The sequence below is a fragment of the Ornithinibacillus contaminans genome, assembly GCF_001038425.2.
In the GTDB taxonomy this organism is placed as follows: Bacteria; Bacillota; Bacilli; order Bacillales; family Amphibacillaceae; genus Ornithinibacillus; species Ornithinibacillus contaminans.
Window position 1 is genome coordinate 1 of sequence record NZ_LDPV02000030.1, and the last position, 20,353, is coordinate 20,353.

Genomic DNA, 20,353 nt, shown 5'->3' on the forward strand with positions numbered 1-20,353 from the left:
GGGAGTGTAATATAAACTGTGTAAGTAAGAGAGCGTACGGCTCTTACTTCGCAGTTTATTTTTTTATTGTTAAACTAAGAATATATGAATTGGGGAGTTGTTTCTAATGGCGAAATCGAAGCGTGATCCAAAATCAGTAGAGTTAGCTAATAGAATTATAGAACAATACCAACCAGAGTCCGTACAAGACATGCAGAATGCACTGAAAGACATATTTGGCCCTATGTTTGAATCCATGTTAAAAGGTGAAATGAACCATCATCTTGGCTATGATTCAAACGATAAAGGGGAAAAGAGCACAGATAACAGGAGAAATGGTTACGGAAAGAAAATCTTAAATACCAGTGCTGGGGAAGTGGAAATCGAGGTGCCACGAGATCGTGACGGCTCTTTTGAACCTCAGATCATCCCGAAACGTAAAAAAGATGTTTCTGAAATAGAGGACAAGGTTATTTCCATGTATGCGAGAGGCATGTCCCAACGAGACATATCATCTACCATTGAAGACATTTACGGCTTTTCTGTGTCTCATGAAATGGTTTCTGATATCACAGATACCGTGCTGCCTGATTTAGAAGAATGGCAAAGTCGTCCTTTAGATGAATGTTATCCTTTTGTCTTTGTAGACTGCATGTACACAACCATTCGCAATCAATACGAGACAAAAAAGTACGCTGTTTACACCATTTTAGGCTATACAATAGAGGGCAACAAAGACATTCTTGGTCTGTGGCTAAATGAAACAGAAAGCAAGCACAAATGGATGCAAATCTTTGATGAAATTAAAGCAAGAGGAGTCGAAGATATCTTCTTTATTTCTATGGATGGCGTATCAGGACTGGAGGAAGGAGCCCGCTCAATATTTTCTGACGTAGTCGTACAACGGTGCATTGTACACTTAATCCGTAATTCCATTAAGTACGTTCCAAGCAAGGACTACAAAGCATTTACAGCCTCTTTAAGAAAGGTTTACGGAGCTCAAAGTCTAAAGGCTTGTCAAAGCACTTTTGAATCCTTCAAACAACAATGGTCTGCCTACCCAGGTGCTATTGATGTTTGGGAACGAAACTTTGAACACGTTGAACAATTATATGAATATGGCAGTGCTGTCCGCAAAATTATGTACACAACCAATGCAGTGGAAAGTATCCATTCTAGCTTTAGAAAAGCAACAAAAAAAGGAGCATTCCCCAACGAGAACGCTCTGCTTAAAGTTCTATATTTACGAGTTAAAGAATTAGAAAACAAATGGGAAGGCGGTCATATTCAAAACTGGTCTTTAGCCATGAACCAGCTATTAACGGATGACCGATTAAAGGATAGGGTTCTCAAATATCTGAGTGTGCTTTTTAGGACTTACACACTTTATTTGACAAACCCGCCATTGCTTTTTTATTAGTTTTTTCAAAAAAGAGTCATAATTAAAGTCATTCCAGCACCATTCTGGCCTTGGGAAATCAAAAGAACAAAATCAGATAATATCAGCTAAATATCATGGGACTAATCCTCATACATAAATCATTTTTCTAATACAAATTATATTAACATTTCCCAATTAAGTGGTAATCCCTTTTTAGCATCTACCTTTATCTTTTTTCCTAGTATTAAATCGTAATATTTAGGTTCTAGTCCTAATCCAGGACGTACATTTCGAAGATTATTTTGAGTAAAAATATCTCCAGCCTTCATATCTTCACCAATATATAGTGATCGCCTACTATTTAGTGAAGCTTTTTCTGCTTCAGTCGGTCCATATTGGATTTTACCAATACTTTGCCAAGCTTGTTCAGTTTCATAAACAAGTGATTTTAATTCATGTGGTTCCAATGAAAAAGCAGCGTCTACTCCACCTTCAGCACGTGAAGTTGTAAAATGTTTTTCAATTACAGTAGCTCCTAAAGCAACTGCTGCAACAGATACTCCGACTCCCATTGTATGGTCTGATAATCCAACTTCTGTATTAAACAAATCCTTAAGATGTGGAATCGTAGCTATGTTAGAGTTTTCTGGTGTTGCCGGGTAATTACTGGTGCACTTCAACAAAATGATTTTATTATTATTTTCCGATCTGACCGCTTGAACTGCCTCATCCAGAACAGCAGATGTTGCCATCCCAGTGGAAATAATTATAGGTTTTCCAGTCTTTGCAACCTTTTTAATTAAAGGAATATCCACATTCTCAAAAGAGGCAATTTTATATGCAGGTACATTCAGTGATTCTAAGAAATCAACAGCAGTCTCATCAAATGGAGAACTGAATGCTAACATTCCAAGCTCTTGGCATCTCTCAAAAATTTCCTTATGCCATTCCCAAGGAGTGTAGGCTTTTTCATATAAATGATATAAAGATTGTCCTTTCCATAGATCCCTTTCATTGGAGATAAAAAACTCTCCAGTATGAACATCTAAAGTTATGGTATCTGGCGTATAAGTTTGTAGTTTTACTGCGTCTACACCAGCATCTGCTGCTAATTCTACTAAATGTAAAGCTCGTTCTAATGACTGATTATGATTTCCCGACATTTCTGCAATTATAAAGGGCTTTGTGTGATTACCTATTTCCTTATTACCAATTTTCATCATAAATAACTACCCCACTATTTCTTGAAGCCAAAGGTTAGGTTGTCCTTCGCTTTCAGTTATTTCTAATCCTTTTTGACTAACTCGTAGTAATTCTTGTTTACGTCTAGGCAAGGAATTTAATAGTTCTGTATAAGTATTAATTGTAACCTCTTCATGCCTTCCTAAATTAATTACAGCACCTAATTTTTCAGCTGTTATTGTAGTTTCTAATTGATTGTCTGCAATTATCGTGCTAGAAGATGGAAGTCCAACATAACATCTTTCCCAAGTTGATAATCCTCCTGCTCCAATAGAAAAATCTGCCTCACCCATCAATCTTGCCATATAATTTATTTGACAATGAAAGAAGTAGTTCTTTTCTAAACATATCTCATTAATGTTTAATTTATTTGGGTTACTACTTCCAACAACAACATTTATTTGGCTAAATTCTGTTTTTGTTTTTTCTAATGCTTCCAAAACCTTAAGCGTTTCATTTGTTAGATCACTGCCTCCCATAAAAACGAGGAGATTATCCAGCCTTCCTGAATGATGTTGATTATTCAAACGGGCTAGAATAAATTCATCACGCATAATTAAATATTTCGGTCCTAGAAGTTTTTTACAATGCCTAGGTACTAAGTTATCATAACGTATTTCATAATTAAAGACGACATTCTGATCCAGCAGAAGATCACAATCGTGTTGTCTATTTGCAAGATCATCAATTACAACTATTTTATTTGTATACTTTCGCATGTCTTGTTCCCATTTCCTATCTAGACAATAATGATCAACAATCAATATATCCGATAGTTCGACCTTTTGCACAACAGTATATCCTTTTTCTTCTACTAAACTAATTAGGTTCCCTGGTAATACTTTCATCCAAAACGTCACAAGATGCCCAATTTTTTTTAAACTGTCCGCAATTGTTAAACACCGCATCACATGACCACTTCCAATTTCAGTAGAGGCATCCGTACGTACTAATATATTCATTTAAATCACCGGCTTTTGTTCAATATGTTCATTCAATTTAGCGATTTCAGGATGGTCTAGTAAATACTGAATTACATCTGCACTAGAAACGTATAAATCATTAAAATGCACGGCAACGTTAGAAATTAAGTTATAATCCGCTTCTGTATCTAATGTAATTCTGAGTTTAGGGTATAAACGATTTAAAGGTACTTGATAAGCAACTCTTTTAAATTCATTCTTATTCTCATATGCATAAAAGGTTACGTGCTCCCGATGACGCTTTTCACTTCCATTCTCATGAATATACTGAAGGGCACGAAAAGAAATGACTTCTACTGCCAACCCTCTAGGTACATCACTGGTGAGATCAATAATATCTACTTGTTGTTCGTTCATTATAGCTACCATTTCAGATGCCATTTCATAATCTACAAATGGACAATCTGCTGTTATTCGAATAACATAATCTGGATCATGCTGTTTCGCACACTGAACATAGCGATCGAGAACATCATCCTCTGATCCTCGAAAACAAATTATATTGTGTTCATTACACCATGATTCAACAGAGTCATCATTTCGCCTTGTAGATGTGGCTACGATTACCTCAGCAATGCCCTCAATTTTCTTACTTCGTTCCGTTACATAGGTCAAATTGTCAAAATTACCTACGCGTTTTAAAACTTTCCCAGGTAACCGAGATGAACCCATTCTCGCTTGTATAATTGCAATTGTTTTCATTATTCCACTTCCACGTCAGGTATATATTTATGAAATTTACTACCTTTACTTATCCATTTTTCCTTCGTCATCTCATATAAAAATATATCGTGCCATTGATCATTTTTCTGAATATGTTTTTCAAAATAACCTATCTCACGCGCACCTTGCTTAGAATGCATCTTTCGTACTCCTACGTTCGATGCCATAACTTCGCCCATTAGTTTATTTAATGGTAATGAAGAAAATGCAAAGTTGTACATATAAGCTCCCAAGAATCCTGCTAGCATACCGTATTTATTATTTCCGATATAAAAGTTCCAATATCCACTTTTATGTTTCCAGTTTATATCTGTTATCGAGATATATCCAATTAATTCTCCTTTATACTCAATTACCCAATAGAAACCATTGGTATCTTCTTTAATAGACATATGCCATTTTCTTTGATTATCCAAATCATAAGGTATATCAGTATACATATATCTGGTTACGTCCTTACTAGAACGCCACTCTAAAATTTGCTGTAAATGTTCTTCCTTTATTTTTAACCACTTCATCATATAAGCACAACTTCTCTCGAGAAGGATTTTAAGAAATTTTGTCCGTCCCAAACTGTTTGAAACTCCAACGCTTTACCAATTGGTACAATACGATCAATTCCTCGAGTTCGTATCTGATTTATTACAGAGATTAATTCTTCCCTAGAATAACCAAAGTATGAAATTGTCTGATCTTTGTCAACTATTATTTTTGCGATATCCTCGGTATTTTTAAGATATTGCTCGTAAAAAAGTCCGCCTCCACAATGTCTTTCTCGAAAATCTGGGGTAATACTTTCGAACAAGACCCGAGAGAACTGTACTCGGTGATCTAGTTCTGTTACATCATCTTCGCCTGTTAGCCATAACCCAGTAGCAAGCTTCTGAACTTGTACGGCAGAATAGAATTCATAATTCTTATCTTTAACCACTTGTTCAACTGCATTCCAAAAAGTTTCTTTTGAATTTTTAACTGTATCTTGACACCCTGTCCACAAAATTAGTTTTGGTGAAGAGCATGCCATTTGATCAAACCAGAATGCGTCATTATAAAACTGTTCTGCCAGTTGTTGAAGCTCCTGATTTCTTAAAGCAATTACAGCTTCTGCATTTATTATTGACACTGCGAAACGATCTGGGAAAACTAGTTCGTTAGCCATAGGAGACAGAGGAATTTTACGTATTGTATTTACCGTATTATCTCCTCCCCACACAACACGGGTATGACACTGCAGACTTAATTTTTCCGTAGTATTATCTTGATGGGGATAGGTTAATACAATTGTTCTATCTGCAATCTCCTGATTATTAGAATTAGATAATTCCTCAAAAACAGCAGATAATAATATATTTTTTTGTTGCTGTACTTTACCAGATATTCGAATAATATTGCAATTACCTGCTAGTAAAGATAAAATCCATGAATAAATAAATATTGTATCAACATTAGAAGGGGCAATATGAAATACTATTCCCCTAGCTTTAATAAACTTATTCTTATTTTCTCTTTCCCATATAACTTGCAATTCAGCAATTTGTGATTTTCTCATCCAATAGCCTAGTGCTACAATTTCAGGATACTGTCTATATCGTATTAAACGCTTAGATAATGATTGAATAAACGATAACACATTAGTATTAAAAGGAGAAAGGGGGGACTTTGTTTGTAAATCCTCGATCGACTGCTCTGTGCCATTCTTTGGCCAATAAAAGTGCATTAGTTTTCCCCTCCTTGATCATAAGCGAATGTATCACTGCATCCCCTTAATTCTGCTTTTGGAATCCTTCCAGATACAGAAAAATACTTACCTTTCCATCCACATAAACAATCATCCTCTCCATGAATCGTTCCCAAGTCCTCTGTAAGTAAACTATGACCTGGGTAACTCTTCGGAAGGGAGCTTACTACCTGAATTAAACCTTGCTCACCATGTGGTAGAGGCACTAATGTGATTGGATCTCTAATTATAATATCGGCATAATTTGGTGTATGTAGATACCCATTTTCACATTCTACGAAAATAGAACCAACCTGTTCCACCATTCCATAGTAATTATGCACCTCCTGGATACCTAGTACACGCTTAAGTTCGGAATTAAATATATGACGATCAACAGATTCAGTTCGTAGCTTTTTCCATCCACCACCATGTATTAAGGTACTGTCTCCAAACTCAATATCTATACCTTTTTCCTTAGCTTCCTTATACACATATTTCCATATCATAAACGTAAACCCAAATAATAATAGTCTTGTGCCTTTATTTTTAACTACATATTCTTTTAACCCTTCCCAGTCCACGGTCATATCATCATTAAAGGCGTAAAAATGCTTCCTACCAAAGTTAGCAAAACCTAATATTCCAGCACCTCTTGCACTAAAAGAACGTCGGTTTTTTAGCACTGACTTTGAATCCAAAATAATCATAGGTAACCTAGTGTTTCCTAATACTGGCCTCATAACCTCAACCAATGCTTTAGTCTGATTGGCGGAAGTCTCTTTATCTAAATAAATTTTGGACACCTGTTGGCCAGTTGTGCCACTAGAAGTAAGGACTTTAACAACTTCTTCCTTGTGAACAGTTACAAGATCCATTAACTTGAATAATTGAACTGGTAAATATGGGACTTCTTCTATGGTAGCTGCCTGTTTTATTCCTATTGATTTATTAATCATATTTTTATAAGCATGATTATTATTTATATGAAAAGAGGTTAATTGATTTAGTTGATATAGTAATTTTGACTGTTTTTCTCGTTTTTCTAAATCATATGGAAAAGTCATTGTATTACATCCTTTATAGATCGATAGTCAGTCTTTCCATTTGCCAATCTTGGAATTGACTCAACTACATAAATTTTATAAGCTGATTTATGTAGTTTATAGTTTTTTTCTAAACATTCCTTTATATCAGAAACAGTATCTTCTGTTTCTACTGCAACGAGTAGTCTGTCATCATTTCCTATACATGCAACAGCTTGTCTAGTTATAGATTCCAGTTTTCTTTCAATGTCATCCAAATTAATACGTAGACCAAAAAGTTTCACGAAACGCTTCATACGCCCTGTAATATAGTAGTAACCATCTTGATCTACCTTTGCTTTATCCCCAGTATATAATAATCCATGACATTCATCCTCTTTTTCTAAATCTTCCTTGGACTCAGCGTAACCCATCATCACATTCTGACCTGTATAAATCAATTCACTTGTTTCAGATTCAATCTTAAAATTTCCACCAGGAATTGGAATACCAATTGAACTTGGCTTCTCCAATATGGCCTCTGATGGAACATAAGCCATCCGAGGCGATGCTTCAGTTTGTCCATACATAACAAAGAATCTTTTATCATTTTGTAGAGCATACTCACCAAATATTTTTACAAGTGCTTCGTCCAAATGTCCACCAGCTTGGGTTAATGTAGTTAAATCTGGAAGATCCATATTTAGGAATCCTACTCGTCGAAGCATTTGATACGTATACGGTACTCCTGATAATGAAGTTGCTTTATATTCTCTAACAAATTTCCAAAATGATCTTTCCATAACGCTTTCATCTGTTAATAACACAGTCGCACCGACAAGTAAATGACTATTAAGAATGGAAAATCCATAAGAATAGGATAATGGCAAGTTAAGAATTCCTCTATCTTCTTGTGTAATATCCAAATATTCAATGATCGACTGTGCATTAGATTGGATATTCGAATAAGATAATCGTACAAATTTCTGACTGCCGGTTGTGCCTGATGTACTTAGTAAAACAGCTAAGTCAGGATGGATTTTATAGTTTACGTTGTCTATTCTAGCTCTTAATTTCTCTTGTTCTAATTTATACCCTTTAATCTCAGTATCTCCAAATATCCACTTAGGTTGATATTCTTTTATAATTTTTTCCAATAAGGAATTCTCTATGTCCTCATTTAATAACATAACAGCATGACCTGATCGTAAGGCAGCTATATACATGACAACTATTTCATAATTATTTTTACATAACAATGTAATTAATTGTTTATCGGTTTCATCATTTCTCAAAACTTCTTGAGCAGCTTCGACATCCTGAAAAAAATTCGTATATGTTTTTGAATTTGTTTGTGTAATTATTGCAGTATTTTCTTTTTGTAGATTCTCCCAAAGATACATGTATACAACCCTTTCCATTGGAAAAAGCATGGTTAAATAACCATGCCACCATCCACTCCGATGACTTGACCTGTTACATAAGAAGATAAATCAGACATAAGGAAGACTATTACATTTGCTATTTCTTCCGCCTGTCCAAATCGATTCATTGTAATTTTGCTTAAAACTTTTTCTTTTTTATATCCTTCATAATGCTTTGTTAAATCTGTATTGATAAATCCTGGTGCTATAGCATTCACTCGAATACCTCGTTCGCCCAATTCTTTTGCAGCTGATCGTGATATTCCAACAACCGCAGCCTTAGTGGCCGAATATCCTACACTGCCTTCAGCTCCATTTGTACCGATAATAGAACTTATATTCACTATAGATCCCTTTTTTTGTTTTAACATCAATCTTGATGCTAGTTGTATATGATTTAATACCCCTATTACATTAACATCTAGCATTTCTTGTAATGATTCTTTTGGTAACATACCTGATAGCGCTTCATGCATAATGCCTGCATTATTTACAATACCATCTAAATAACCGAATTGCTTTTTAATCTGTTGAAAAGAAAATCTCATTTCAGACTCATCACGAACATCATAGATAACCTCAAAAGGTTGGTAACTAGTTAAATGTTCAATCTGATTTTTAGTTTCTGTTAAACTTTCTTTCGAGCGACCATGAATAATAACTCGTGCCCCTTCTTTAGCTAATTGGACAGCGGTTGCCTGTCCAATCCCACGGGAAGCACCTGTTATTAAAATTATTTTTCCATCTAATAACATATGGTTATTCCTTTCTACTCAAAGAAAATATCATATTTTGTTAATATTTCCTTTGTTTTAGCAAAAGAACTAATATCTAATACATCATCTGTATCTAGCATGATGTCAAACGTATCTTCAATTTCAGCAATTAATGCCATATGTCCTACTGAATCCCATTCGGGGACAGAATTATAAGTTAAGTTATCTGTAACAAGGGATAAATCAAGTTCTAAGGATTCTGCGAAAACTGTACGTAATTTTTTTGTGTTCATTAATTAAATAATTCCTTTCATCCATTTATTCCAATTTTATAATAGTTTCAATCCCTATAAAAATCTTTTCAGAGCTGTACTCCTATTTTTTGACCAGGGTCTTTTTTTCTTGTCTCTCCCCTTAAGACTTTTAAGCATTTTCCAATAGAGGATCATTAAGAGGAAATATTAAATTATTATCTTGAAGTTTATGAATTCATTATATAGATATATTAAAAGGGAGTGAAGATATTTTATCTTTATATATATCTACTTCTACCAAATCAATTTGCATTTTTTTATATAACCTTATCCATTCGTAATGATCTATATATAATGTTTTACTCTGATGTATAAATTTATATTTAAACCATTGTAAATCAAACCAGTTGTTATCCTGAACTATATAAAAATCTCGGTAAAAATTTAAGCTATCTTTCAAAGTTCCCTGTAATTTACGACCGATGTTTTTACAAAAATTTACAGCTATATAGGATTCAGCTAACATTTCTTTCTCAAATGCCTCATAAATTGAAACATTATTTAGATTACGGAACTTGGTTACTTCATAATAGCGATCATCATTTGGAATATTCCAATATTTAAGTAAGTCTTCCGTATTACCTAACATCGCTAGATCACATGGATGATAAAGTCTGTACTTTGCTGTATAAGACTGAGGGATGATGATTCGGCTATTTAAACCATAAGATTGAACAACTTTGTTGTCAAAGGATTCACTCAGCAGAATACTAGCATCGAATATATTCTCCCTTAAAACTGCCATATCTGTACGTGTCTTTAAGACACTCTTTGCACCAAGTTCTGCTGCTTTAAGTATCCCTTGGAAAGTTGTAGCAATTTGTGCATTTCGGTTTCCTTGGCCATTCCAAGGAAGAATAGGATGTAAAAGGATATAGTCGACATACAATTCAAGTTCTTTTAGTACGCCGGTTGGTGTAGTTTCCCATGTTGATAATATTATATAATCATTTGGATATTTAACAGCATAATAATTCAACACATCTTTAGTAACCTTTTCATCTACTAATCCTTGAACCACTATTGCATTAGTTGACTTTGGGTTTCTCTGAATATGTTTATCTGAGATGTTGTATTGTATTAAATTTACCTTCTCCTGAAATTGTTCTTCAAATAATTCTCCGTAAAAAATAGAAACATAATCACCTAAAGTACCTATTTGTAGTTTTATCTCTTGAAAAAACAAGGAATAAATAATAATGATTGTATTAGATTTATCCTCATTTTTCAGTCTATCAGGACTATAAATTGGTATTCCTTTATAACTAGTTCCCCATTTTTTAGAATCGTTATCAACGATGTAGCTAATAGATAATGGTAATTCCAAATAGCACTCTTGAAAAAACAAGCCTGACCCCCATGCTATAATTTTTTTGTTTTCAAGTAATCCTTTCATTTCAATCTCCTTACTACCTTAAGGAATATTATTGCTTAATGGTGGCCCAGTTAATGATTTCGGAGTAAGTACCCAGATCTCTATATTCTCCGTATTCAAAAGGTACTACTGTAACTTTACGTTCTTGAATAAGGGTTGTGAGTGAATTGGTCAACATCATCTCCCCTTCACGTTCCTTATACTTGTTTTCTTCAACATACTGATGAAACCTCTCAATATATTCCTCTCCCCAAACCATAGAACCCCACATCCACTTTAAATCCGATTTCTTTGGCTTCTCTATTGCATACGTAGCTTTTTCACCTTCAAAGTCAACCATAGCAAATTTATTAGGTGTATCAGTTTTGAATAAGCCTAACGTGGCAGCTGTATTCTTTGTATGTTCATGAGCATAAATCATGTCATCTATAAAGCTATCTGGTTTAATAACCGTATCAGGCATTGCGAAGACAACTCTCTTTCCCTTTATTAGGTGGTAACTTTCATGAAGAGACTCGGGTAATGAACGGGGTTCCGGATGAATACAATACGAAAAATTCATACCAAATTGTTTCCCATTACCTAGATATTCAATTAATTCTTTCTTCTTAGGATTAATTGTAAAAATAAGATGCTCTATCCCAGATCGCTTCATAGCATCAATTGTATGCATAATAATTGGTCTATAACTCTCATTATGCACATCTGGGAACATCTCTTTTGAAAAAGGTAATCCTAACCTACTTCCCTTTCCTGCACTTGGAATTAATCCAACTGTTTCCACATTTCCTCATCCTTTATATTTATATTGTCATCTCGTTATTTGATATAATATTTGTCTTCGACTAGACTTGGAAATTTAACTACTGCAGTAGTCACATCGGTTAGAGCACAAAAATCGCTTACTTCAAATGGCTCATGCGTAATAATAGAACCATCTGTATATATAATATCATTCATTGAGATTTTTCCTGAGACAACAACTATTACTTCTGTTGCACGCTTGTGATAATGACTTTTTTCAACATAACCAGCTTTATGATTCTTCACAGCTACTTCAAAATCAGTCGTTTCCAAAATAGTTGGAGAAAAATCACCAATAAACCAGCCATTTTCCATATCAGATATATGATTAACTTTCATATTTTCTCCTTATGAGGAATGAATTAAATAAAAATTGTTGAAAACATATAAAAAAGCTAATTATTGGTATATATCTAACGTCCCCCATATGCATTCGTTTTTAAAATAGTTCAACTTAAGAATTCATTTCAATTCAATCATAAGATAGTTATAGAAATCTACCCTTTTTATTATAGGGTTTCTAACCGAACTCCTTACAATGCCATGATTTCTAAGAAATATTTATATTACAAACTATAAATAATTTTGTTTAATTCAACAAAATCTATTAATTGTTCCGCTCTTGCCTCCCAAGTGTGAGATTTCAAAACTTTTTTCTGACCACTGACAGCTACTTCCCACAGTTCGTCTGGGTTCTCAAGAAGATTTGTTATATTAGCTGGTACGCTGTCTAATTGTTTCCAATCATAGAAAAAGATGTCCTGTTTATCCTGAAATTCCTCCATATATACTTTACTTGGATCAGTGATTATTGCTGCACCATTTATCATTGCAGCAAAAACTCTCTCATGACCACCATCAACAAAATTATAATTTGTATTCAATACAATCTTTGCTTTTTTTAGTTTTATTAAAGTATCTGAAAAGCTACCTTCTCCATTGAATGTAAAAGATGACCATTTGGATTTCATCTTCTCCCAACCAATTCCATAGAGATCTATATTAAGATTATGTTGAGCTAATTGCTCTAAGAATGTATATCGCCTATATGCATGTACAAAAGAATCTACTAGAGGCATTAATAAATTCATCTTATTAATCTGTTCTTTACTCAAATCCATATTAAGTTCATTTAATACTGTTTCTAAAGCATTTTCGTAGGATAATAGATTAGATGACAAAACTTTGTCTGTAATATTGTCTAACAAAGATTTGATTGACGGTGCATAATTTTTCCAACCTCTTTCCGGTTCCCCTCTAAATGTACCAGTGAATAAGATAGAAATATCCCTATCAAGATATTTTTCTTTAGAATCAACATTTATATCATTACTTATTATTCTATTTCCACCAGGCATCCAAAGCATAGAACCTTTAATGTGTTTTTCAGGAAAATATGTCCTTAAAAACTTTAAATGGCTTCTATCTAAACAAGTAACATATAATTGATTCATTTTAGTACTTAGTCTCTCAATGTGAAAGTGAGGATGGTCAACAATCGCTGCTATATATGGAACATTTACAATATCATAAATACTTTTCCCCTGAGAAGTTAAATCAATCCCTATACCGTTGAAACCAAGTACAAAATCAGGCTTGTTATTCAATTCCCTATTTAGATTTGTTAGACTATATTTCTCCATTAAATCAATAATTATAACGTTATGTCCGGATTTTCGTAAGGCTGAACCCAATTGATCCACATGCAATCTTAAAGACCCATAATTAGATTGACCTTTGTATAAAATAATTCTTGCCATTCTATATCTCCATTCATGTTTTAATTTGTATTATATACTATTTTCATTAAAGGTCACATTCAATCTATTTATTCCTTAGCACCAGTATTCTTCTGACTATGGCGTATAAATTGTTCTAATTCTTTATTTCCTTGCTTGCATTGTTGTAAAAAATTCGGAAGAAACTTCAGCACTTCATTTATAACATACACCGAATCTATCTCACTATTTAATCGTTTTACTTCATTTGCTACATATTGAACCTGAACTCTAATATAAAATGACAAGAAATTTTTGTAATATATATTTTGATTTAATTGATTATATAATGAATTGAATTGAATAAGTAATTCTCCCACCTTTAATTGGTTTCGCAATTTATTATGGTCACCAAATGAATCACATAAAGCATCAAATTTACTGATAATATTATTATATTTATCCATGGCTTTATATAGTTCTTCCATTTTATTGTCCATTTCAGTTTTACTATATGAATTATGTGATTTCCACCATAAATCGTTCTTTTTTATTGGTTGATTTATTGTATTTTTAATCACATCTTCAATTGGTTGAAAAGGAACTCCTTCAATTTCTGCCCCACCCTTTGTAGTATTAATGAACGTTGTACCTTTAAAAATCTTAGTCAATTGTTCTATACTTTCACGCATATTATTAAACCCTATGTTCGTTTTAATTTCATTTCCATATACATCAGTAGTCTTAAGAGCTTTCCCTAACTTCTTTTTATCCACTATTGAATTTATATGGTCATATTCAATACCCTCTGAATATAATCGATCATATAAATAACCTAGATTTTGTCCTGCAAAAATAATTGGATTTGCACCTAACTTGTTTAGGATTTGGAACGTCATAACAGCAATTGAAGGAGAATCCATTACAATGTCTTGTTCTATATTCAATTGTTCTCTTAAAAAGTAAATTGATGATCTATCCTGAGATGTAATAAAATGTACTTTCGGACCCTGATAATTAGTTAATGTTTCATATCCTACGCTCGAACCAAATACCATTGGTATATAATCAATATTATTTTCAATCATAAGTTCAAAAACCTTATGATTCATTTTTCCTGGGTCATACGTACATACTGCATCTGGCAATACGTCATAAGAAATTAAACTATTAATTGCTGAACCTACAGAAAATATGTTTGCCAACTTTTTTTCCTTGATATATCTAATATGCTCAATATCCTCTGCTAAGGAAGGACCTGCCGAAACAATTATTGCAGGTTTTCCAGCAAATTGCGAATGATCAATATCCCTCAGAATATTTGGAGTTTCTAAAACTTCTTTGAAGTTAAGCAAACTATTAATTACCCATAATTTTTGAAAACTAACATTTGTATGCAAACCTGCACGACGAACTCTTATAGCTTCCGTTATCTTAGTACGAAAATGTTGAATTTTATCTTTAACAATATTTTCATAGCTAGGCAAAACAATAAGACGTATATCTTTATTATTTGTATTAAATTCTTCCAAATATTCGTTTGATTCATTAATGTGTGAATGTATATATAGGTGCTCAATTTTTTTAGTTATAATAGATTCTAACAACTTATGCTGAGTCATTTTATAAAAGATTTCAGGTGATGGCTCATATAAAGAATAACTATTATTAGGAAAAAGTTCCTTGAACCTTTCAACATGATAACCCATACCAATCCCATAAAAAAAGACATGGGTATCTTTTTTTATCTCATCTCTATGTGCAGCTATTATTCTTTCAGCTTCATGTACTGGATCATACGCACTATGAACCATTATACCTTTATTATCTTCAATCAGATAACGGATAGTTTTTTGTCCTGATTTCGAATTTAATATTTCCAAATTATTACAATCTAAATACTTCCCATACTCCAAAAAATACTTGCGAATTTGCGGAAAATGTTCTCGCAGTAGTAAAGTATTATCAATTAACATTTCTTAAAAACTCCTCATCTTTAAGCGATGCTGCTAATCGTTTTTGTAGTTCCTCGTACGCGGGCGTTACTTCATAAGTTAAAATGTCAGAAATCAGCACAGTATCTTTGATTTCAACACCTTCGATTAATTTTACAAAATTCTCTTCACAAGCTTGGAAACTCTTTTCAATCTCATCCCAATGTAAAGGTTGTTGTATTGAAGACTTAGTAAATGAAACAAACTGTAGTATTAATTGCATTCCGTCTGCTAATTGATCAATTCCCTTCCAGGTTTCTTTAGTAAATTTTTCATAACTTTCATCAGCTAACTTTTTAAGAGCAGGAATAGCTCGTAATAAATAATCATTTACAGAAGTCATGGTTTCCCAAATCATTACTTTTGTTTTTCTAAGAACTATCTCAACCGTATTAATATCATATATCCGATCTTTTAAATACTCCTCATGATTTTCATATACTTCTATCCCATCCACGGTTAAATGACTAAACACCACATTTTGTCTCTTTATAGAATCATTTATCTTCTCGAAAATAGTGTTAATAGCTGTATAATCATTATCTATATTAAGTTCCACTTCGTTATATATTATTTGCATGAGATCCTCCTGTTTATAAAACTTTACATCATATATCATTAATATCGGCAGATAAGGAACTAATTCAAGTCAACTAGTCAATTTTATATCAATTAGGAATGATTGGTATGTTTCTTATGTTAAAATTCAGTTTAAGTTAATTCTTTAAACATCATTATAATAATGTATAAGAAATCAATAAAATATATCCAAATTAGAATAAAGTCAAAAATATATAAATCTAGCTATTTATAGTACGAAGATATAGTTAGCAATTAATTTAGAAATAGAAACTATAAAATTTACTTGATTTACAAAATGATCTACTTAAAAAATCAAGGTAAAATATAGTGTTATAGTAAATTTAATATGATGGATAGATTATTCTACAGTATACGAATTCAGACAATGAAGATTACGTACGAAAAATATGTTTATAGGCTTTTAAAAAAGACCCTAGCAATTTTGCTAGGGTCTTTTTTAAAATTAAAATTTAACGAAGTAATTGTAATACTCCTTGAGGTTGCTGGTTAGCTTGTGCTAACATACTTTGAGCAGCTTGATTAAGGATGTTATTCTTAGTGAATTCCATCATCTCTTTCGCCATATCAACGTCACGAATACGAGATTCAGCAGCTGTTAGATTTTCTTGAGAAGCACCTAAATTGTTAATAGTATGCTCTAAGCGGTTTTGTACAGCACCTAAAGCTGAACGTTGTGTTGATACTTGCTTAATTGCCTCGTCAATAGATTTAATTGCGCCGTCAAATGCCGCTTTACCACTTGCACCGGCAAATCCAGAAACGCTAAGTTTGTCCATAGTTACTGCACCTGAACCACTAGCAAGACCAAGTCCAGAAGCTGCCATACTTTCAATGTTTACACTTAATTGTTGTCCTTCGTTAGCTCCAATTTGGAATGTAAGTCCTTCTTTATTCGTTCCTGATACAGCATACGAACCATTAAGTAATGTCTTACCGTTGAATTCAGTACGAGAAGAAATTCCATCTAGTTCTTCTGAAAGTTGATCAATTTCATCTTGAATAGCTTGTAAATCATCAGCTTCTTGAGTACCTGTGTTACCAGCTTGAACAGTTAATTCACGCATACGTTGAAGAATAGAATGAGATTCGTTCAAAGCACCTTCAGCAGTTTGGATTAAAGAAATACCATCTTGAGCATTCTTAGAAGCCATTTCTAATCCGCGGATTTGTCCACGCATTTTTTCTGAGATTGCTAGACCGGCAGCGTCATCGCCGGCTTTGTTAATACGAAGACCTGAAGAAAGTTTTTCTAAAGAACTTTGTGTATTTCCAGTGTTTACACCCATTTGACGGTGTGCGTTTAATGCTGAAATATTGTGATTGATAATCATGTTTTCCTTACCTCCATGTAAGTAGTTTTTTATTTTAGCGAGCCACATCCTTATGCCTCGCATGTATAATAACTCTATGAGTTATTAGTTGTTTGATAGTTTAAGGAGTTTCCACTCCACACTGTTAAATGTTCGGCCAAAACATTTCATTCATCGCGATGATGTATCATTTATATCGGCACAATAAAAAGATGTTTAATCTTTTTCAATAAAAATTTATTCTTTTTTATCGGTAGCTGTAAACCCATTTGTAAACTACTGGTTTCTAGGCAAAAAAATAAGCCCCTGGCACAACAACCAAAGACCCATTCCACAACTATTTAATTCCCAACCAATTTCTCCCGCTTCTTCTCAATCACCATCCGATTCAAAATCTGATACAAAAGCTCACGTTCCTCATCAAAAAGACTCGTGAACTGTACACCGTATCCGAATTTATTTTTTTCTGGATAGGTCTCCTTACGTACCAATCTGCCCTTCAGAATAAACATACTATCGCGTAAGGTAAACCGGATTTTGATCTTGAGATCATCTAGTATTGGATACTCATGATTACAAACAACTTTTACACCGCCAGCGCTAATATTCTTCATGGTGCCATTAAAGAACTTCGGCTTTAATTCCTCGTTTTCCACATCAAGAAATTCAACAAAACAATATACATCTTCTAGCGGAACTCGAAAATTTTCTCTGAGATTTTTACCGGAATGATCGCTTGACTCCTCATTTGTTTCATTCGTAGCTGCGGATTCTGAATGGGGACTATGAAAGAATTTTTTTATGAGAATAAATAATGACACTAATAATAGAAGAAAAACAACAGCCAGAATAATGATATAAACTCTAGTATCCATTGAAACACCTCATTTCTATCTAAATTATCGGTTTACGATTAATTTCATTTAGAGACTATTACCGTCATATAAAAGAGGAGAACCCCAAAGAATAACGGTTCTCCCCACAATCCAGTCCCAGTTTTCTTCGGTAGCTAGGCTGCCATAGCACATTTAACCTTAGGCCCTTTGCTTTGCGTCCTTACCTTTCGATAAGTTTGCCTTTTCGTAAAACCTATACGTCTAGTGCCATTATACTAAAAACATTTCCATAATTCGACAATATTTTAATAAAAGTTGTAAATTATATCACATTTTACTGAAATCCATCCTAAAGACCTACCCATAAACCCCGATAGGTAGTCATAAAGACCTAATCAGTTATTGATTTTACTTAGAAAAAAAGCACGCTAAAAATAGCATACTTTTTCCTAACCATCATTTTTATACCAACAACTTTCGATCCTTCCGATTCGTAAACCGCATGAAAATCATCAGCGATAATAACACTAGGATCATCAACAATAACGATAATGCCGCACCTAGCTGCCAGTTCATCTCCACTAAAAATGCATCACGAATGACATTCCCAACCATCAGTAATTTTCCACCAGTAAATAAGTCGGTCACAACAAACACACTAATCGATGGAACAAACGTAATGATAAACCCAGCCAAGATTCCAGGGAATGTTAGCGGTAGTGTCACATGTAAGAAAGTCCGAACTGGCCCTGCCCCTAAATCCTCTGAAGCCTCTAAATACGTTTTATCCAGCTGTTCAATCGATGAATAAATCGGCAATATCATAAACGGAAGGAATCCATACACTAAGCCTAAGATAACACCACCAGGTGAATACATTAAGGACAGTGGTTCTTCTATAATTCCTGTATCCACTAGGAAATTATTAATAACGCCATTATTATTCATCAGGATAATCCATGCATATAAACGCACCAGTAAATTAGTCCAAAACGGCACCATCACTAGTAGCAACAATAAATTTTTCCACTTACCTGCGTTGGCGATAAAGTATGCAAATGGATAGGCAATGAATAAGCAAATTAAGGTCGCAATAAAGGACCACCACAGTGATTGCCAAATGACTTTTGCATAAAGCGAGCTAAACGCTGCACTGTAGGCTTCCGTACTAAACTGATAAATTATTGCTCCAAAATCACCATTCGTTGTGAAGCTGATGACGCCAATAAACACCACTGGTATAACTAAAAACAAGGTTAACCATAACAGACTAGGGGATAACAGCATATATGCTTGTTTGAAGCTTCTTCTCATTTAACTTCTCCCCCTTTTCGCATTCGTAAGCCCATGATCACGACTACAATTACCAAGATTAAAATAATAAACGTTGATAATACATTTACTTCTGGAGAAACACCTAATCGAACCATCGAGTAAACTAGTACTGGTAGTGTATTATCGCCAGGTCCGAGTGTAAAGAACGAAATAACAAATTCATCAAGTGATATCGTAAAGGCAAGTAACGCTCCAGCTAAGATTCCTGGAAAAATAAGTGGGAATGTCACCTTCCAAAATGTTTTCCATTCGTTTGCTCCTAAATCCTTTGCAGCTTCTTCTAGAGATTTATCAAACGAAGATAATCTCGCTAGGACAACCAGCATGACATAGGAAATCGTAATCGCAACATGACCTGGAATCGCCGTGTTCAGTCCTAGTGACATGTTTAAGATTCCATATATCGCAAGTAGGGCTACCGCGACAACAATATCAGGAATGACAACTGGAATATAAAAGAGAAATTCCACTGATTTTTTCCCAATAAACGTATAACGATGTAGCGCCAGTGCGGCTAGTGTTCCTAAAATAGTGGCAATAATGGTGGAAACAACCGCCAAATAAAGACTATTCATCGTCGCACCTATCAACTGACTGTTTTCAAAAATGGAGCTATACCATTTTAGGGTGAAGCCAGTCCAGACGGTTCCTAGCTTGGAATCATTGAATGAATAGATAATGACAAAAAGAATTGGGATATAAAAGAATAAAAAGACGAGTAGTGAAAAGGAAAACAAAATCTTCTTCGTTCGTTTTCTCACATTTTCCACCTACCTTCCCTTGTTAAAAATATAAGCTCTGCTAGAATTCAGACAGAGACCAGTTTATGTATAAAGAAAGGAGACATCCCAAAGAGTGTCTCCTTTATGCAATT

General features: G+C 33.8%; 20 protein-coding genes and 1 riboswitch. Of the genes, 1 reads left to right on the forward strand and 19 read right to left on the reverse strand.

Annotation, left to right across the window (positions count from 1 at the left end):
• Nucleotides 1–106: 106 nt before the first annotated feature.
• Entirely contained in the window at nt 107–1,399 is a 1,293-nt protein-coding gene (locus JF53_RS06845; protein WP_053351196.1) for an IS256 family transposase, read from the forward strand.
• A 137-nt stretch (nt 1,400–1,536) separates the two neighbouring features.
• Here the strand turns inward: JF53_RS06845 and pseI are convergent, their stop codons facing one another.
• The 19 genes from pseI to JF53_RS06940 all read right to left on the reverse strand — a co-directional run bounded on the left by pseI (nt 1,537) and on the right by JF53_RS06940 (nt 20,240).
• Nucleotides 1,537–2,583 carry a pseudaminic acid synthase gene (gene pseI, locus JF53_RS06850; protein WP_047979866.1) on the reverse strand — a complete coding sequence of 349 codons (1,047 nt, stop codon included), beginning with the start codon at nt 2,581–2,583 and terminating at the stop codon, nt 1,537–1,539.
• Nucleotides 2,584–2,589: 6 nt separating this feature from the next.
• A complete protein-coding gene (gene pseG / locus JF53_RS06855; protein ID WP_047979867.1) occupies nt 2,590–3,564 on the reverse strand; it encodes a UDP-2,4-diacetamido-2,4,6-trideoxy-beta-L-altropyranose hydrolase in 975 nt (324 codons plus the stop codon).
• Nucleotides 3,565–4,287, reverse strand: coding sequence for a cytidylyltransferase domain-containing protein (locus JF53_RS06860; RefSeq protein WP_047979868.1), 723 nt, complete (start codon nt 4,285–4,287; stop codon nt 3,565–3,567). It abuts the gene before it with no gap.
• A complete protein-coding gene (gene pseH / locus JF53_RS06865) occupies nt 4,287–4,829 on the reverse strand; it encodes a UDP-4-amino-4,6-dideoxy-N-acetyl-beta-L-altrosamine N-acetyltransferase (RefSeq protein ID WP_236686921.1) in 543 nt (180 codons plus the stop codon). Before pseH ends, JF53_RS06860 begins: the two co-directional genes overlap by 1 nt.
• Entirely contained in the window at nt 4,826–6,025 is a 1,200-nt protein-coding gene (locus JF53_RS06870; protein WP_047979869.1) for an acyl-CoA reductase, read from the reverse strand. Before JF53_RS06870 ends, pseH begins: the two co-directional genes overlap by 4 nt.
• Nucleotides 6,025–7,092 (reverse strand): LuxE/PaaK family acyltransferase, encoded by a 1,068-nt coding sequence (locus JF53_RS06875; protein WP_047979870.1) that lies wholly within the window; start codon nt 7,090–7,092, stop codon nt 6,025–6,027. The genes JF53_RS06870 and JF53_RS06875 overlap by 1 nt, the downstream gene beginning before the upstream one ends.
• Nucleotides 7,089–8,453 carry an AMP-binding protein gene (locus JF53_RS06880; RefSeq protein ID WP_047979890.1) on the reverse strand — a complete coding sequence of 455 codons (1,365 nt, stop codon included), beginning with the start codon at nt 8,451–8,453 and terminating at the stop codon, nt 7,089–7,091. The genes JF53_RS06875 and JF53_RS06880 overlap by 4 nt, the downstream gene beginning before the upstream one ends.
• A 32-nt stretch (nt 8,454–8,485) precedes the next feature.
• Nucleotides 8,486–9,229 (reverse strand): SDR family NAD(P)-dependent oxidoreductase, encoded by a 744-nt coding sequence (locus JF53_RS06885; RefSeq protein WP_047979871.1) that lies wholly within the window; start codon nt 9,227–9,229, stop codon nt 8,486–8,488.
• 14 nt (nt 9,230–9,243) lie between these two features.
• The gene (locus JF53_RS06890; RefSeq protein ID WP_047979872.1) at nt 9,244–9,483 is read right to left on the reverse strand and encodes an acyl carrier protein; all 240 of its coding nucleotides are present in this window, start codon (nt 9,481–9,483) and stop codon (nt 9,244–9,246) included.
• A gap of 199 nt (nt 9,484–9,682) precedes the next feature.
• Nucleotides 9,683–10,900: a WavE lipopolysaccharide synthesis family protein gene (locus tag JF53_RS06895; protein WP_047979873.1), complete on the reverse strand. Its 1,218-nt coding sequence runs from the start codon at nt 10,898–10,900 to the stop codon at nt 9,683–9,685.
• A gap of 28 nt (nt 10,901–10,928) precedes the next feature.
• Entirely contained in the window at nt 10,929–11,663 is a 735-nt protein-coding gene (locus JF53_RS06900; protein ID WP_047979874.1) for a sugar phosphate nucleotidyltransferase, read from the reverse strand.
• Nucleotides 11,664–11,698: 35 nt separating this feature from the next.
• Nucleotides 11,699–12,022, reverse strand: coding sequence for a cupin domain-containing protein (locus JF53_RS06905; RefSeq protein ID WP_047979875.1), 324 nt, complete (start codon nt 12,020–12,022; stop codon nt 11,699–11,701).
• Nucleotides 12,023–12,249: 227 nt separating this feature from the next.
• Complete coding sequence (locus JF53_RS06910) at nt 12,250–13,443, reverse strand: glycosyltransferase (RefSeq protein WP_047979876.1); 1,194 nt, start codon at nt 13,441–13,443, stop codon at nt 12,250–12,252.
• A gap of 68 nt (nt 13,444–13,511) precedes the next feature.
• Nucleotides 13,512–15,377, reverse strand: a complete 1,866-nt coding sequence (locus tag JF53_RS06915) for a motility associated factor glycosyltransferase family protein (protein WP_047979877.1) — start codon at nt 15,375–15,377, stop codon at nt 13,512–13,514.
• Nucleotides 15,367–15,975, reverse strand: a complete 609-nt coding sequence (locus tag JF53_RS06920; protein WP_053071833.1) for a hypothetical protein — start codon at nt 15,973–15,975, stop codon at nt 15,367–15,369. The genes JF53_RS06915 and JF53_RS06920 overlap by 11 nt, the downstream gene beginning before the upstream one ends.
• A gap of 472 nt (nt 15,976–16,447) precedes the next feature.
• On the reverse strand, nt 16,448–17,329 hold the full coding sequence (hag, locus tag JF53_RS06925; protein ID WP_047979878.1) for a flagellin Hag: 882 nt from the start codon (nt 17,327–17,329) through the stop codon (nt 16,448–16,450).
• A 320-nt stretch (nt 17,330–17,649) separates the two neighbouring features.
• Complete coding sequence (locus tag JF53_RS06930) at nt 17,650–18,183, reverse strand: PilZ domain-containing protein (protein WP_047979879.1); 534 nt, start codon at nt 18,181–18,183, stop codon at nt 17,650–17,652.
• Nucleotides 18,184–18,309: 126 nt separating this feature from the next.
• Nucleotides 18,310–18,395, reverse strand: a riboswitch (cyclic di-GMP riboswitch).
• A gap of 211 nt (nt 18,396–18,606) precedes the next feature.
• Nucleotides 18,607–19,458 carry an ABC transporter permease gene (locus JF53_RS06935; protein WP_047979880.1) on the reverse strand — a complete coding sequence of 284 codons (852 nt, stop codon included), beginning with the start codon at nt 19,456–19,458 and terminating at the stop codon, nt 18,607–18,609.
• Nucleotides 19,455–20,240: an ABC transporter permease gene (locus JF53_RS06940; RefSeq protein WP_047979881.1), complete on the reverse strand. Its 786-nt coding sequence runs from the start codon at nt 20,238–20,240 to the stop codon at nt 19,455–19,457. Before JF53_RS06940 ends, JF53_RS06935 begins: the two co-directional genes overlap by 4 nt.
• Nucleotides 20,241–20,353: the final 113 nt, after the last annotated feature.